The following is a 14,311-nucleotide window of genomic DNA, read 5'->3' as shown; positions in this document are numbered from 1 at the left end:
AATGGAAAATCAAGAAAAAAAACAAAAAGGAAACCAAGAGTACAATCAGGAACGTAATCAAGATCACAATCAAAACAATGGCTTGGAACTATTAAAAAAAGTCATTGAAACCAATGAAAGAAACATTGAACAAGGAATAAAAACAGAATTTGTGTATGAAGATTTATTGAATATAAAAGGAGAAACAGAATCTACGATGAGGAGATTTAATGCTACAATTTTAAAATTATCAGAATCTTTAGAAAAAGAAACTCAAGAAAGGAATGAATTTATAGAAAGGATTCCTAAAACCATTGAAATCATACCCTCTGAAGATTATTTGAATCTAAATAAAGCACTTGAAAAGAATTCAAAATTTATGAAAATTATCTTTTATGGAATGATTGCAGCATTATTCCTTTCAGTTATAATAACAGCAGGAAACATCTTTTTTACCAAGCAATGGTATGTGGAAAGCATTAAATCAAAAAGCGAAATCCGCCAAGAGATTTTGGATGAAATTAAAAAAGATGGTCAATCTATTTATAAAGATGAAGATTACCTTCAACTACAAAATAATACTGAGTTGATGAATAAATGGATAGAGAAAAACCCCAAAGATGCAAAGAATTTTTTGAGATTTAAAGATGGGTATGAGGCGAGTAGGGAATAAAAATAATATATTTTATGATTGTTATTTCAATCAAAATATGTATTTTTGTTCGAAATAACAATCACTATTGTAATGAAACAACAGGTAATCCTCCCAAAATTCAATCAACTATTAGGGCAAATGGGGGAAAATATTAAGCTCGCAAGAAAACGTAGAAAGCTCACTGCTGTTCAGGTTTCTGAAAGAGCGGGAATTGCTCGTTCCACATTGTATTTGATTGAAAAAGGCGATGCAAGTGTTTCTTTGGGAGCTTATTTTAATGTTTTAAGAGTTCTGGGATTGCAAAACGATTTTCTGAAATTAGCTGCTGATGACGAGTTTGGCAGAAAATTGCAGGATTTGGAATTACTTAAATAAACATCTACTATTATGAAGCAAGGAAAATTTGATATTTACGTTTTCGCTGATTGGAAAGGAATGGCAGCCCCGAAATTGATGGGAATTCTTTCTGCACATTACGGAAAAGGGAAAAAGGCGTTTGGTTTTGAATACGATAAGGATTGGATAAAAACAGCATCTCAACGTTTGATTGACCCAGATATTCAGTTTTTTTCGGGTGCACAATTTCCAAACAATAAAGAAAATTTTGGAGTTTTTTTAGACAGTATGCCAGATACTTGGGGGCGCACTTTAATGAAAAGAAAAGCCGCACAACATGCAAGAGAATTTGGAGAGAAGCCACAAACTCTTTACGATATAGATTATCTTTTGGGTGTCTTCGACAAAACAAGAATGGGCGCTTTGAGGTTTAAAACGTCTTTAGATGGTTCTTTTCTTGATGACGATCATGAAAATGCTACACCGCCTTGGTCGTCTATTCGAGAGCTTCAAGCCGCTGCGAAAAATTTGGAGGATGACGAAAATATAGATGTAAAAAAATGGTTAGCGATTCTTATGGCTCCAGGATCTTCGTTGGGAGGAGCAAGACCCAAAGCCAATATTGTAGATGAAAAAGGCGATTTGTGGATTGCGAAATTTCCTTCAAAAAATGATACGATTGACAAAGGAGCTTGGGAATTTTTAGCATATCAATTAGCTTTGAAAAGTGGCATTGAAATGAACGAATGCAGAATAGAAAAAATAGCAGGAAAACACCATACTTTTTTCACTAAAAGGTTCGACAGAGAAGGCGATGATAGAATTCACTTTGCTTCGGCAATGACAATGACGGGAAACAGTGAAGAAAATTTACGATTTCACACCGCAAGTTATCTCGATATAGCCGAATTTGTAATGAATAATGGCGTAAATATCAACGAAAATCTTCATCAATTATGGCGAAGAATTGTGTTCAATATTTGTATTTCAAATACAGACGACCATCTTCGGAATCACGGTTTTATTTTAACAGAAAATGGTTGGATTTTATCGCCTGCTTATGACCTAAATCCTTCTGTTGAGAAAGATGGATTGGCTTTAAATATTTATATGGATGATAATGCTCTGAATCTCGAATTAGCAAAAAGCGTAGGGATTTATTTTCGATTAAGCGATTCTGAAATGGATGCTATTATTGCTGAAATTCAAGATGCAGTCCGCAATTGGAAAAACATTGCAACAGAAATTGGGATTACAAGAGCAGAACAGGAAATGATGAAAGGGGCTTTTTTGTATTGAATATAAATTGTATTTTAACAGCTAATGGAAATCAATAGATTAAAAGTAATACTCGCTGAAAGAGAAAAAAATAAATACATGTTGCAAAAACTAAAATTCTAATTGTTTTATGTATTCAATTGCTTCATCAATATTATTTTTGAAGTTTTCAATTGAATAATCTATTTGAATATCTGGTTTGAGTGAACCAGAATAACCTTTCCAATTTTCCCAATATTTGGTTGAATAGCCAATAATTATTTTTGAATTTGGAAGATAAAAGCCTCTAGTTTCTCCATAATGATTTACATTTCCACTTGTTGGTTCACCAATAAGAATTGAGTTGTAATCTCTTTTCAAATCAATCGCATTCATTAAAGCGGAAGAAAATGTTTTCTTACCAATCAAAATGTATAATGAACCCTTTTTATTCAGATAGTTTGTTTTCAAATTTTCGAGAAAAGGTTTTAGAATAGCTGAATTTCCACCGCTATTATTTCTTAAATCAATTATAAGTTTTTCAGGTTTTTGAATCTCTATAGCATTGAATAATTCATTATTAAATATTTCGAAGGTCTTTCCATCTTGTTCTGCACAATCTTGATAATTGAAATACATTGTTTTATTATTCTCAATCAGTTCATACCAATAATTATTCTTATGTTTAAATCTTAAAAGTTGAGTGTTTTTTGTCAGTGCAGAATTTTCTTTATTTGTTGCTAAAATTGGAAATTCTTGGTTGTCTAAAATAGATTTGATTTCTGAATTTGATTTGGTGATATTTAAGCCTTTTAATATGCTCGGATTATTGATGAAGTTTAAAAAATTTATTTCAAAATAAGATTTATTATCATCTTTGATTATTCTTTTGTAATCATTGATTACACTTTTAATTGTGTGAGTTTCTATTCCATTAAGTTTTTTATACATTAGCTTAGAATGAATAGAATCTGTTTTTACAACAAAAATACCTTCTTTAAAAAAATCAAAATAAATTGGAAAAATGTTTCTATATTTTGGTTCTATTCTTGTGTGTTCATCCCCAATTTTTTTAATCAATTTGTATAATTCAATTTCAAAAGTTTCATTATTCAGAGATTGCCTTTTTTTCTCAATTTCTAATATTTTTTGGTTGAATTTTCTTTCAGAGATTTTCCCAAATAGATTTTTATGTCTTTTAGGTAATTCGGTTTTTAGAAATTCTAAATCTTCAATAAATTGTTTTTCGGTTAAATTCTGTGCATTAATTTTAAAAATTGATAATAGAAATAAGAGGAGAATATATGAAATTTTAATTCGGACTATATGTAACATTTGATCTTTTATTATTTTAATTGTCTCTTTAAAGACAATTGAAATAAGAGTTTTGTTACATAACTTTCACAAACTGTACTGCGTTTTACTTAGTTTGCTAAAGAAGCAATGTTATTTAATTTTTAAGCTTACACAGATAAAGTAATTAGGGATTTAAAATACATCTTATCCTTCTTGTCTGTTTTCCTCTTCTCACAATCACTATTTCAGAAAAAAAAGAGACCCACGCCGTTGTATATACTGCTAGAGTATTTAGTGAGCGTTCAAGACCTCACCTTACGGGTGTACAAGCACCCTCGTTATGCTGCTTGCTGCTATCCTATAATCAATTCAATACCCGCTTTTTCAGCTTTGTATTTTATTTTGGACTGCAATTCATAGTAACTCCAGTTGCGAAGCACAAATTCCCGTTCTTGGGCAATGCCAATCTTGTCTTCCTGATTTTTAAGGATCAGCGTGCCTGCCTGTTGCTCAATACAAAAATCAATAAGCTGTTTGCTGTACAAATGAAGTCGATGATTCACATACCTAGCTTCTATATTTTCTCTATTGTAAAGAGCCTTTTTTTTACGTTTTGCCCCTTTTCCAGAACGGGCAGAAGCAATACCATTTTGAATCCTCTTCAGGCTAGCCTGTAAAGCAAGTCTTCGGTAGAGAAACTCCTCCTTTGTGCCAATATTGATGCGTACATTATTGGCTTTAGCTACAATAGGATGTTCCAGAGACAAAGAAGCTTCAGCAATGATTTCGGGTTTTAAAAGATGCTCCTCTTTTTCAAATTCAAATACAGCAAGCCAATAGATTTTCTTGTCTTTCAATTGGATCTGTGAGGTACAAAGTTTTATTTCCCCTCTTAAAAGGCGTTCCATAATCAAACGCTTATCCGTAAAGTCTTTTCCCAAATACGTTTTTACAGGAATGGCAAATACATTAAAACAAAATGCTTTCGTTTCCTCTTCATATCTCATTTTGCTGATGCATTTAACAGGAAGAGGAATAGGAATATCTTTTCTAAAATTCCTCAAAGATTTTACACCTCGCCAATAGTCAGATTTTTCTTTTGAAAAAACAGATTGAATCGTATTATTCAAACTTCCCAAAATATCAGTAGGAATTTCCCCTTTGAATTTATCAAACACCATTCGTGCTGTAGTATTGGTTTTTGAGCGGTTAAACATTCCCATTTCATCTTTATTGATGTCCGCCAACTTGTATTGAATGTCTTCTGTAAAATAAAAGAAATCCTTCATCATTTCCTGAACATACAAATGAGAAACAATAAAATTAGCTGCTCTATAACACCTGTTCTGATAGCGATACAGTTTTTCCCATATTGCTTTTTTCTCCTCACTAGAAACATCTAGGAGCAACTGAATTCTTCGGGTAAGAGTAATTGTAGATTTTTCCATTTCAAAGAAGTGTTTCAGTGGTGTTTTTTTTACTTTGTAGAAATTGATACGCAAAAAGAAATTCCCGATGAACATCCTTTTCAGATAAATTGAGCTCTTGAGCAATCACCGAGAAAGACGATTTATGCTCAAACCTTCTTTTCAGAATCTCAAGTTGTCGACTGCTGAGTTTATTGGGTTGCTTTTCATGTTCAGAAACTTTTGCTTTGGGCTGTTCAAAAGAACTACCTTTAATAATGTCCCGAAGGTCATTGATGGCTCTGTTCACTTCATTGCTAATGTCTTTTACACTGCTTCCCATAGCTTCTGCAATAGGTTTGTACTGGAAGCCATATTCAAGGCAAAGTTCTATGAGGTGTTTCCTTTTAGAATCCAAAACATTTAAAACCTTCTTCACTTCATCTAAATTTTTCTGTTCAGATTCTTGAAGGAGGAGAAGCTCTTTATCTTGAGCAGGGTCGTAACCAGCCAGATAATCCTGATAGTTCTCGTAACGTTCTAAGGAATTAATAAGGCGAGTAAATTTATTTCTTGGAGAACTGTAATAAGTGAGGCAATCTCTTTTTAAAACAAACCTTAAAAACCCCAAAATATGATTCGGTGTTTCAATAGAATCACGTTGCAACCAAAGTTTGAGAAAGACATCCTGAACAAGCGTTTCTACCACAAAATCATCCTCCACTATTTGTTTTCCTATCCAGAAAAGAAGTCTTTTGTAGCGCAAATAAATATGTTCTAAAGAGTTTGGGTCGCCTTTTTTCAGCAGTTCATAGAGCTGAGCATCTTTCAGTATCCGAGGCAAAGAGTCTGTTCTTTTCATAAGCAGTGTGTTTTAGCTGGAAGGAACTGCTTCGATCATGAAGATGAATTCTTTTGTACTATTCAACACACATACTCACTACATTTTGCCCAATAGAAAAGGCGTGGAACTCAACTTACCGACTGGTGGTACTGGCATACCAAGCAACGATAAGCGAGCCCACGCCAAGGTCGTGGGCACGTTTACTTATCAACTCGTTGCTTTTTGAAAAGTGCCAGTTTTCCAGTCGAGAATCTAAGCAATAGCTTCTATATTTTTTTGTACTATCGCAAAATTACATATTCACTGTAATTTTTACAAATATAAACAAAAAAAATAAATACACAACATATATGTGTTGTTGAAAAACTTTAGAAAGTCCAAAATTTACTAAATGAATAAATTAGTACTTGAGGAATTAAAAAATCAAATCGGAAAGCTTTTACAATTGTATAGATTAAGAAAAGGAATGTCACAATTGCAACTGGGAAATGAACTTAATTTATCAAGCAATCATATAGGAAGAATTGAAAGAGCAGAAACCAATCCTACACTAGAAAATATTGTTAAAATCTGTAATTTTTTTGAGATTGATGTTCTATATTTATTCTCAACTCTAAATAAAAATGAACTCAATAATATTGAAAGTGAAATTATTGATTTGAAAGAAAAATTTAAAAATCAAAATAAAAGAAAATCCTAAGAGATTGGGATTTTTTTCTTTTTTAGACGTAGAATATGTTGAACTAAACCTTCGGTAGCTTTCTCAGCGCCATATTTAGTTACTTTGTGAAACTAATTAAAAATCAGCAAAATGGCAACAAAAAAAAGAGAACGTCCTGTTCTCTTTCAAATATCATTTAAAAATTTTACGACAACCCCATAACTCCTGAAAAGAGCTCCCAAAGCTTCCGTTCAACAGGAGTTTCATTGTTCGTGCTCCGCACGCAACGAAACTCTAGTTATTACAGGCAGTATTTTTTCAGAGTTCAATTGTTCGTTCTATATTTATCTGCTCCAAAAATGTTTCATCGTGCGACACAACAATTAATGTTCCTTGATATTCATTTATGGCTGTCGTCAAAATTTCAACATTCTGAATGTCCAAATTGTTGGTTGGTTCGTCAAAGATAATAATGTCGGGCGATTGGCTGTTAATGGTTAAACAACAAAGTAACAAACGCATTCTTTCTCCACCACTCAACGCAATGCAAGGTTTTTCCCAATCGTCTTTTGTAAACAAAAATCGGTTTAAGCGGATTTTGATTTCGTGCTCTTGTAATGCCAAAGTATTGAATTGTTGGGCTTGTTCGTAAACTTTCAACGTGTTGTCAAGCAAAGAATAATCCTGGTCAATGTAAACCGATTTATTGTCCGCTCGGTAAATTGTTCCTGATTGCTGTTCTAAATTTCCTAAAATCAAATTGATTAAAGTTGTTTTTCCCGAACCGTTTTTCCCTTTCAACGCAATACGTTCGCCACTTGTGATTTGAAAAGTCAAGCCGTTTTCCCAAAGCGGTTTGTTGCCATAACCAAAGTTGATGTCCGTTGCTGTGAACAAAACTTTACCTTTATGTAAAGCCGAATTATCAAAGCCGAATTTCATTTTATCAATGTCGGGTAGGGAAGAACGAAGCTCTTGTAAGTCTTGCGAAAGTCCACCGATTTTTTCTGCGTGAACACTTTTCAATTTTGAAGTGCTATTTTCAGCATTGTTCCGAAGCGTGTTCATCATTATTCGGGCAACACCCGATTTTTCTTGTTTGCCTTTGCCACGACTGTCCAATTTTTGTTGTCGCTCCAAAGTTTCCCGTTCTTTCTCTTTGGCTTTTCGCAATGCCTTTTCTTTGCTTTGAATATCTTGGCTCAAAGCATTATTTTCTATTTGTTTTTGCTCTTTATAAAAATCGTAATTACCACCATAAACTTTAATTCCGTGTTTGCTCAATTCGCAAACGCTGTTCAAAAGATTGAGCAATTTTCTATCGTGGCTTACGACAATCAAGGCACTTTTTGTGGTTTGAACAAAGTCATACAAAAGTTGTCGGCTGGCGATGTCCAAATGATTACTTGGCTCGTCCAACAAAATCAATTCGGGTTGATGAATGGAAATTCCCGCAAGGAAAACTTTGGTTTTTTGTCCGCCACTCAACGCTTCCATTTTTTGTGATAAGTCTAAATCGTTGAGTTTCCAATGGTTTAATGCTTCATTGCAACGGTCTTCGATTGTCCAATCGTCATTCAGCAAATTGAAATTTTCTTCGCTTGTATTTCCATCCAAAATTTCTTTTAGAGCATTCAATTTGTCTTCGATTTGCAACGCTTGTGCGATGCTCAAATGATTGAACTGTCCGAAAATCTGCGGTACATAATACGGTTCGACTTCAACGTTTATTTGTCCGTTTGATGGTTGAAATTCGCCTGCAATAATTTTGAGTAAAGTAGATTTTCCTACTCCGTTGTTACCGATTAAAGCGGTTTTTTCGTGATTGTTTACTGTCAGATTGATGTCGCTAAACAGTAAATCCTTGTTAGGGTGTGTATATGAAATATTTTGTAAAGTAAGCATAATTCCTTTCTTTAAAGATGAAACAATACAGCGACCGCTTTGCGGTTGTTGTTCTGATTTGTTTGAAAGAAATTATATTTTACATTTCGTGTTGTTTAAGTTTTTGTGTCTGCAAATATACGACTTTTCTTTTAGTACGGTCGTTCGTAATATTGCCTGTAACGGAAAGGGGCTTTGCGAGGTGCGGGCTACTGTAAACTGAAAGTCGGGAGGAGAACCAATCTCTAGCAAAAACCATTTTCATTTTTTCAAATTTACAAAAAAAAAATGAAATGGTTTTTTGCGGGTATTTTCTAGAATATTTCTGAGATTTCCTTCAATCCCGCATCTTGCAAAACCCATTATATGCCGTTTTTATTCTTCGTTCAACTCTTTTTGGACTTTTTTTGGTAATCCAGCAACAATTAAATTATAAGAATCGATAATCCACTTTTTAAACTGTTCTGTTGTGATTTTTCCGTTTGTGCTTATGCTGTTCCAATGTTTTTTGTTCATATAATAACCGGGATTTACTTCCTCAAATTGTTCTCGTAATTCAACCGCTTTTTCTGGGTCACATTTTACGTTTACAAGTTTAAAAGTTGTGATGTCGGTTGCACAAAACATTTTCCCTTTCACGGAAAACACAAGTGTTTTGTCGTCAAAAGGCAAGGATTCTTCCGCACCTTTCAACGACAAACAGAATGCTCTTAATTCTTCGATGTTCATTTTTATTCGGCTTTTTCGGCAAATCCAAGAATATATCCATTAAGGTCTTTTAAATAAAATTCCTGCATTCCGTACCAAGTTGTTTTCAGCTCGGTTACTTTCAGATTTTTCGATTTCATTTCTTGACGAAATTCCTTAATTCCTTCAATGTCCATATAAAATGAAACGGATGCTCCGATTGGCAAACCTTGTGCAAAAACAACATCTTCCTTGAATGTGTCGGTGCGTTGAAAAAAAATCTCCACATTGTCTTTTTGCATCATTGCATAGACATACTCTTTATTTTCAGCAAAGCCTTGTTCTATTGCGTCTTGTGTCGCTGGAACAGTCATTATCAATTTAAAACCGAAGTTTTCTGTATAATAAGCGACTGATTTTTTCACATCTGTTACTTCAAAATTTGGGGTGAGTTTCGTAATCTTCATTATAAATCTTTTTAGTTTATGATGCAAAATTACTCTTACTCTTTGGTTGCTAATTGTAAAAATCGGACGTTTTCGTTTTTGAATAATTTGCTTGGCGTTGTTCCTGTATATCTTTTGATTTCTTTGATGAAATGTGCTTGGTCAAAATAATTTTCGCTTGGGAAAAGATTGCCTTTAGAAATATCCTTGTAGGAAGAATTGCAACGAACAATATTTAAAAACGACTTCAAAGAAAATCCAAATTGTTGGTTGAAATAACGGTTTATTTGGCGACTGCTCCAAAATACATTCTCCGAAAGCTGCTCAACGGATAAGTTTTGTTTGCTGTAAATCAGTTCAAAAAGTTTGAGTTTTCTGTTGTCGATTTCTTTTAAATGTTTGATTGAATTTTCTAACCGATTAAAAATATCAAAAACAAATTTTTCAAATTCATCAGTTGTATAGATGTTTAGATTCCAAAATGTTTGTGGTAAATTTTTGGTTGTGTTCAGAATAGATTTTATTTCCTGCTGAAATAAATATTCAGTTGCCAAAAGCTTGAAACGAACAGCAAATATTTTTGTTGATTTTGGAATATTTACGTTAATAGGATTAGTCCAAACCCCTGTGAGTTTTACAAGGGTCAATTTGTTGTTTTCAAATTGGGCAATCAAGTCAAAATATCCGTCTGGAATAATGGTATGCTCAAAATCAGTTTCAAAAGTTTCATATTCCCAAAAACTTTGAATGAAGTTCGTCAAAAATCCCTTCGGTGCTATTTCTCTGTATTTCATTGACGTAACGTTGCTCTAAAATGGCATATAACGATCCGCGTGTTTGCGAAGGAGCGGGGTAGAAAGCAGTAAGTTTCAACTTTGCACCGACGTTAGCAAAACCATTTTTTTATTTGCTAATTTACATTTTTTTGCAAATAAAAAATGGTTTTTGCGGTGAAAAAAGTACAAAAGTTCAGGTTTGAACTTAACCCGCTCTTTCGCAAACACGATGTGCTTGTTGCACAACTCAAATATACAAATAAACTTGTATAAAAACGGGATATTTCGTAAATTGATGTATGCAAGGAAAGAAGAGTTTTACACCACAATTATTTGTTTCGGTCAATTTATTAGACCTAGTTCCAGAGGATAATTTTTATAGAAAAATGTTATCCGAACTCAATTTAGATTTCATTTATAAAGCAACTCAAAAGTATTATGGTAAGGAAGGACAAGAGAGTATAGATCCTGTTGTTTTCTTTAAGATATTATTGGTGGGATATTTAAACAATATCAATTCAGATAGACAGTTGATAGCTTTTTGTAGTGATAGCTTGTCGATAAGATTGTTTTTAGGTTATGATGTACATGAGCAGCTTCCTTGGCACAGTACCATTAGCCGAACTCGCGGTTTGTATGGCGAAGAAGTCTTTTTAAACTTGTTTAAAGAAGTCTTGAGAATGTGCGTTTCTAAAAATATGGTTCGTGGTAAACGACAAGCGGTGGACAGCGTTTTCATCAAAGCTAATGCTTCTATGGATAGCTTGGTAGAGAAAGAAGTTTTAGAAGACGCCAGTGCTTTTGTAAACGAACTAGAAGAAAACAGCGAATACAAAGTAACTACCACCCGCAAGAAACTCGTTGAACGCCACCATGATTGGAAAGCAGAAGCGTATAAAGGAATGCCAGCAAATAGCAATAGTAGACAGATAGATGAAAACGGCAATCTCATCCGTCCCAAATACCTATCTAATCACACCCATTATTCTCCCACAGATAGCGATGCTAGAGTGAGTGTAAAACCCGGCAAAGCGCGACAATTAAATTATTTTGGACAAATCGCAGTTGACGATGCGCACCATGTCATTACAGGAGCGTGTTCAGATTTTGCGGATAAACGCGACAGTCAGTGTTTAGAACAAATTGTAGAACTCACAGAAGAAAACCTAAAGGAAAACGGAATAGAATTACAAGAACTTTTAGCCGATGGTGGTTACAGCAGTGGCGAAGCATTGGCGTATTTGCACGAAAAAAACATCAACGCCTACATCCCTAACTTCGGACAATACAAATCAGAGCGAGAAGGTTTTACTTACCACAAAGAAGAAAACTATTATCAATGCACAAAACCCGAAGGTAAGCAAGCTAAACTGCTTTTCAAAGGCGAAAAAATGGATAGTAAAGGCTACACCAAACGAACGTACCGAAGCAGTGAAACAGATTGCAAAAACTGTCCACTAAGAGAACAATGCTGTGGCAAAAGCACCAAGTTTAAAAAGCTAGACGACAGCATCCACAAAGAACATTACGACCGTATGCATCAAAAACTCACCCAAAACGAGAAATATGCCAAGAAAATGGTTAGAGTGCGAAGCAAAACGGTAGAACCCGTCATTGGAACGTTGATCAACTTTACCAACATGAAACGAGTCAACACTCGAGGCATCAAAAACGCAAACAAACATGTACTGATGGCAAGTTTAACCTACAACTTGAAGAAATACATGCGTTTTACCATTAAAAAACCAAGTATTTTAGCCCAAGTTCTATCTCTAAAACAAGGGAAGAACTTTGCTTTTTCAAAACGCGCCTTTTCAGTCTATAAAAACTCGATTTTAAGCTATTCAAATTCTAGAATTTTGAACTACAACTAAAAAAAAACCTCTCTAAAATTGCTTCTAAAGAGGTCAAAATTTCATGTTTTTGAAAACTATTTTCTAAAAAAAAGGAGTTGTGCAACAGTTACCGATGTTGTAGGCAGTTTTTATTTCTCAATCGTTCTTTTTGCCCTTTTAATTATTTTTTCGGTTTCTTTTGTGGGCGATTCTTTTTGCCATTTTTTGCAGAGTTCAATTACGAAATCGGGTCGGGATTTACTTGCATCATTGAGCCAATTCCCAACGCTGTCTTGAACATATTTTGAAGTGTCGGATTTTAAGTTTTCCAGAATGGGCAAAGCGATTTCAGGTGTTTCTTTCAGTTGGTCAATGTGTTTGCACCAAACGCCTCTTGGTCTTGTTGCTTCGGTGGTAAATCGTCTGATATTTTCATCTTCATTTTTTGTCCAATCTGTTAGAAACTCAATCGATACTTCAAGATTTTTTTCAATTTCGAGGCGTAAAGCCATCCAAACTATTTCCCGAACACCAAAATGAGTGTCGGCAATCAAAGGTTTTGCTTGGTTTAGCTTTTCTTGAATTTCTAATTTTTCATTCAGCGAAATTAAATACGGAGCATAACAACGAATAGAATCGGACGGATGATTGCTTAAACTATCTAAGATTTTTTCAAACTCTTTTTTGTCTTTCAATTCTTTGTAAAGCATTTCGCCAACAACTTTTATGGTGTTCATTGTGGAAGATTTTTTCTGCTTTTGGATTTCGCCCAAAACCTTTTCTATGACTGAATTTGAAATTCCCAATTCCGAAAAATTGGTTTTGATGAGTTGAATATGATTTACAGCCAACCATTCCGTTAAATTCACGGTTTCTATTTTTCCGCTATTCAATAATTCCAAAACTTCGGTTGGAATATTCTCTGCCTTTAAAGCTCCTTTTCTGTTTAAAATCTGCGGTTCTACCATATTTTAGAAAGTTCGGATAATTGATTTTTAGAATGTTCAAAGTTAATCATTTTCATTTCGGTAGTTCCAAAGTCTTGGGCTTCTGTATTTACAAAAGTGGAATCGGAAATTCCCATAAACAGAAACACCGATTTTAGATAGCTTTCTTGAAAATCGAACGATTCCAAATTTTCATTTTTGCCGTAAAACATTGCACCTCTGGAAGTGATGACCAATAGTTTTTTATCGTTGAGTAAACCTTGCATTTCACTTTTTTCGTTTATGTAAAATGTGCGTCCAATTCTTACGATATTATCGATATACGCCTTTAATGTTGCCGAAATGGTAAAATTGTACATTGGCGAAGCAATCACGATTTTATCCGCCCAAAACAATTCATCAATCAACGCATCTGAATTTGCTAAAATTGATTTCATTTCGTCCGTCCTGTTTTCGGGCAAAGTGTAATTTGCTTTTATGAATTCATCGGTTGGAAATGCTGGTGGATTAATGCCTACGTCACAGATTTTTAGGTTAAAATTTTGTTTTGTTGAAAGTTCTTTCAGAAAAAAATCCGTCAATTCTCTTGACTTCGAGTTTTGTACTCTTACGCTTGAATCGATTCTTAAAATATTCATATTTTTGTAGTTGAATTTGAGCAAATTTATAGTAGTAGAAACGCTCTCACAATACCGCATTAATTAATCAATAGGGGATAAAAAAGTCAATTTTATGGGGATAAAGGTTTTAACGATAGAAGAAAAAATGTGTCCGTTGGAAAAAGCAGTAAACGCCATTAATGGAAAATGGAAAATCTCCATCGTTTGGCAAATCAACGAAGGAAAAAAACGACCAAGCGAGTTTTTGCGTGGCATAAAAAATGTTGACCGAAGAGTACTCAATCAACAACTTTCTGAAATGGTTGAAGATGGATTGCTTACCAAAACTTCTTTTAATGAGCTTCCTCCTCGTGTTGAATATGAGTTGTCGGATTTAGGAAATGGTTTGGTAAAAATTCTTTGGGATTTAAACGAATGGGGAAAATCTTTGGACGGTTCGGGCGGTTAAAATTGCCTACAACACGTAAATGTACGAAAGTTTTGTGAAACCACAAATATTTTTATTATTTATTGTAAGTGTTTATTTTATATATGTTTTTTGTGTTTTTTTGGTTTCGTATTTTGTATAGAATTAGTAAGTTGTATGTTTCGTTCTGTTTTTTAATCTATATAAAATGCGAAGTTAAATTGCTGTGTTATGGCTATTAATTTATGAGATTTATAATAATATCATATTTTTATG

Annotated in this window: 15 protein-coding genes; 6 read left to right on the top strand and 9 right to left on the bottom strand. The window is 33.8% G+C overall.

What is annotated here, in order from left to right; all coding sequences use genetic code 11:
* The first annotated feature begins 1 nt into the window (after position 1).
* The 3 genes from G6R40_RS12405 to G6R40_RS12395 all read left to right on the top strand — a co-directional run bounded on the left by G6R40_RS12405 (position 2) and on the right by G6R40_RS12395 (position 2,269).
* Positions 2-652 (top strand): hypothetical protein, encoded by a 651-nt coding sequence (locus G6R40_RS12405; protein WP_165136006.1) that lies wholly within the window; start codon positions 2-4, stop codon positions 650-652.
* A gap of 72 nt (positions 653-724) precedes the next feature.
* Positions 725-1,009 (top strand): helix-turn-helix domain-containing protein, encoded by a 285-nt coding sequence (locus G6R40_RS12400; protein ID WP_058879002.1) that lies wholly within the window; start codon positions 725-727, stop codon positions 1,007-1,009.
* Positions 1,010-1,021: 12 nt separating this feature from the next.
* On the top strand, positions 1,022-2,269 hold the full coding sequence (locus G6R40_RS12395; protein ID WP_165136003.1) for a type II toxin-antitoxin system HipA family toxin: 1,248 nt from the start codon (positions 1,022-1,024) through the stop codon (positions 2,267-2,269).
* A gap of 90 nt (positions 2,270-2,359) precedes the next feature.
* Here G6R40_RS12395 and G6R40_RS12390 read toward each other — a convergent pair whose 3' ends face one another.
* From G6R40_RS12390 to G6R40_RS12380, 3 genes are all read right to left on the bottom strand, one after another.
* Complete coding sequence (locus G6R40_RS12390) at positions 2,360-3,562, bottom strand: S41 family peptidase (protein WP_165136000.1); 1,203 nt, start codon at positions 3,560-3,562, stop codon at positions 2,360-2,362.
* A gap of 314 nt (positions 3,563-3,876) precedes the next feature.
* Complete coding sequence (locus tag G6R40_RS12385) at positions 3,877-4,971, bottom strand: hypothetical protein (protein WP_165135996.1); 1,095 nt, start codon at positions 4,969-4,971, stop codon at positions 3,877-3,879.
* 1 nt (position 4,972) lies between these two features.
* Positions 4,973-5,791 carry an RNA polymerase sigma factor gene (locus G6R40_RS12380; protein WP_165135993.1) on the bottom strand — a complete coding sequence of 273 codons (819 nt, stop codon included), beginning with the start codon at positions 5,789-5,791 and terminating at the stop codon, positions 4,973-4,975.
* A 373-nt stretch (positions 5,792-6,164) separates the two neighbouring features.
* On the opposite strand from G6R40_RS12380, the gene G6R40_RS12375 reads away from it, so the two are divergent.
* A complete protein-coding gene (locus G6R40_RS12375; protein WP_165135990.1) occupies positions 6,165-6,473 on the top strand; it encodes a helix-turn-helix domain-containing protein in 309 nt (102 codons plus the stop codon).
* Positions 6,474-6,752: 279 nt separating this feature from the next.
* Here the strand turns inward: G6R40_RS12375 and abc-f are convergent, their stop codons facing one another.
* The 4 genes from abc-f to G6R40_RS12355 form a co-directional block, all read right to left on the bottom strand.
* The gene (gene abc-f / locus G6R40_RS12370) at positions 6,753-8,339 is read right to left on the bottom strand and encodes a ribosomal protection-like ABC-F family protein (protein WP_165135987.1); all 1,587 of its coding nucleotides are present in this window, start codon (positions 8,337-8,339) and stop codon (positions 6,753-6,755) included.
* 354 nt (positions 8,340-8,693) lie between these two features.
* Complete coding sequence (locus G6R40_RS12365) at positions 8,694-9,047, bottom strand: MmcQ/YjbR family DNA-binding protein (RefSeq protein WP_165135984.1); 354 nt, start codon at positions 9,045-9,047, stop codon at positions 8,694-8,696.
* Between the two features lie 2 nt (positions 9,048-9,049).
* A complete protein-coding gene (locus G6R40_RS12360) occupies positions 9,050-9,472 on the bottom strand; it encodes a VOC family protein (protein ID WP_165135981.1) in 423 nt (140 codons plus the stop codon).
* Between the two features lie 35 nt (positions 9,473-9,507).
* Positions 9,508-10,245: a helix-turn-helix domain-containing protein gene (locus tag G6R40_RS12355; RefSeq protein ID WP_165135978.1), complete on the bottom strand. Its 738-nt coding sequence runs from the start codon at positions 10,243-10,245 to the stop codon at positions 9,508-9,510.
* A gap of 281 nt (positions 10,246-10,526) precedes the next feature.
* Here G6R40_RS12355 and G6R40_RS12350 point away from each other — a divergent pair, with 281 nt between their 5' ends.
* Entirely contained in the window at positions 10,527-12,101 is a 1,575-nt protein-coding gene (locus G6R40_RS12350; RefSeq protein ID WP_165131100.1) for an IS1182 family transposase, read from the top strand.
* Positions 12,102-12,211: 110 nt separating this feature from the next.
* Here G6R40_RS12350 and G6R40_RS12345 read toward each other — a convergent pair whose 3' ends face one another.
* Both G6R40_RS12345 and G6R40_RS12340 read right to left on the bottom strand, forming a co-directional pair.
* Positions 12,212-13,030, bottom strand: a complete 819-nt coding sequence (locus G6R40_RS12345; protein ID WP_165135975.1) for a DNA alkylation repair protein — start codon at positions 13,028-13,030, stop codon at positions 12,212-12,214.
* Positions 13,024-13,647 (bottom strand): FMN-dependent NADH-azoreductase, encoded by a 624-nt coding sequence (locus G6R40_RS12340; protein WP_165135972.1) that lies wholly within the window; start codon positions 13,645-13,647, stop codon positions 13,024-13,026. The genes G6R40_RS12345 and G6R40_RS12340 overlap by 7 nt, the downstream gene beginning before the upstream one ends.
* A 94-nt stretch (positions 13,648-13,741) precedes the next feature.
* Between G6R40_RS12340 and G6R40_RS12335 the strand changes: the two genes are divergently transcribed.
* Positions 13,742-14,077, top strand: a complete 336-nt coding sequence (locus G6R40_RS12335) for a winged helix-turn-helix transcriptional regulator (RefSeq protein WP_165135969.1) — start codon at positions 13,742-13,744, stop codon at positions 14,075-14,077.
* Positions 14,078-14,311 lie beyond the last annotated feature (234 nt).

It is taken from the genome of Chryseobacterium sp. POL2, from assembly GCF_011058315.1.
In the GTDB taxonomy this organism is placed as follows: domain Bacteria; phylum Bacteroidota; class Bacteroidia; order Flavobacteriales; family Weeksellaceae; genus Soonwooa.
The sequence above is the reverse complement of the archived record's forward strand: the minus strand, read 5'-3'. Positions and strand labels throughout refer to the sequence as shown.

Bases quoted from the DNA above. Each gene is read 5' to 3' on its own strand.
- G6R40_RS12405 (WP_165136006.1), top strand. From the start codon at position 2: ATGGAAAATCAAGAAAAAAAACAAAAAGGAAACCAAGAGTACAATCAG.
- G6R40_RS12400 (WP_058879002.1), top strand. From the start codon at position 725: ATGAAACAACAGGTAATCCTCCCAAAATTCAATCAACTATTAGGGCAA.
- G6R40_RS12395 (WP_165136003.1), top strand. From the start codon at position 1,022: ATGAAGCAAGGAAAATTTGATATTTACGTTTTCGCTGATTGGAAAGGA.
- G6R40_RS12390 (WP_165136000.1), bottom strand. From the start codon at position 3,562: ATGTTACATATAGTCCGAATTAAAATTTCATATATTCTCCTCTTATTT.
- G6R40_RS12385 (WP_165135996.1), bottom strand. From the start codon at position 4,971: ATGGAAAAATCTACAATTACTCTTACCCGAAGAATTCAGTTGCTCCTA.
- G6R40_RS12380 (WP_165135993.1), bottom strand. From the start codon at position 5,791: ATGAAAAGAACAGACTCTTTGCCTCGGATACTGAAAGATGCTCAGCTC.
- G6R40_RS12375 (WP_165135990.1), top strand. From the start codon at position 6,165: ATGAATAAATTAGTACTTGAGGAATTAAAAAATCAAATCGGAAAGCTT.
- abc-f (WP_165135987.1), bottom strand. From the start codon at position 8,339: ATGCTTACTTTACAAAATATTTCATATACACACCCTAACAAGGATTTA.
- G6R40_RS12365 (WP_165135984.1), bottom strand. From the start codon at position 9,047: ATGAACATCGAAGAATTAAGAGCATTCTGTTTGTCGTTGAAAGGTGCG.
- G6R40_RS12360 (WP_165135981.1), bottom strand. From the start codon at position 9,472: ATGAAGATTACGAAACTCACCCCAAATTTTGAAGTAACAGATGTGAAA.
- G6R40_RS12355 (WP_165135978.1), bottom strand. From the start codon at position 10,245: ATGAAATACAGAGAAATAGCACCGAAGGGATTTTTGACGAACTTCATT.
- G6R40_RS12350 (WP_165131100.1), top strand. From the start codon at position 10,527: ATGCAAGGAAAGAAGAGTTTTACACCACAATTATTTGTTTCGGTCAAT.
- G6R40_RS12345 (WP_165135975.1), bottom strand. From the start codon at position 13,030: ATGGTAGAACCGCAGATTTTAAACAGAAAAGGAGCTTTAAAGGCAGAG.
- G6R40_RS12340 (WP_165135972.1), bottom strand. From the start codon at position 13,647: ATGAATATTTTAAGAATCGATTCAAGCGTAAGAGTACAAAACTCGAAG.
- G6R40_RS12335 (WP_165135969.1), top strand. From the start codon at position 13,742: ATGGGGATAAAGGTTTTAACGATAGAAGAAAAAATGTGTCCGTTGGAA.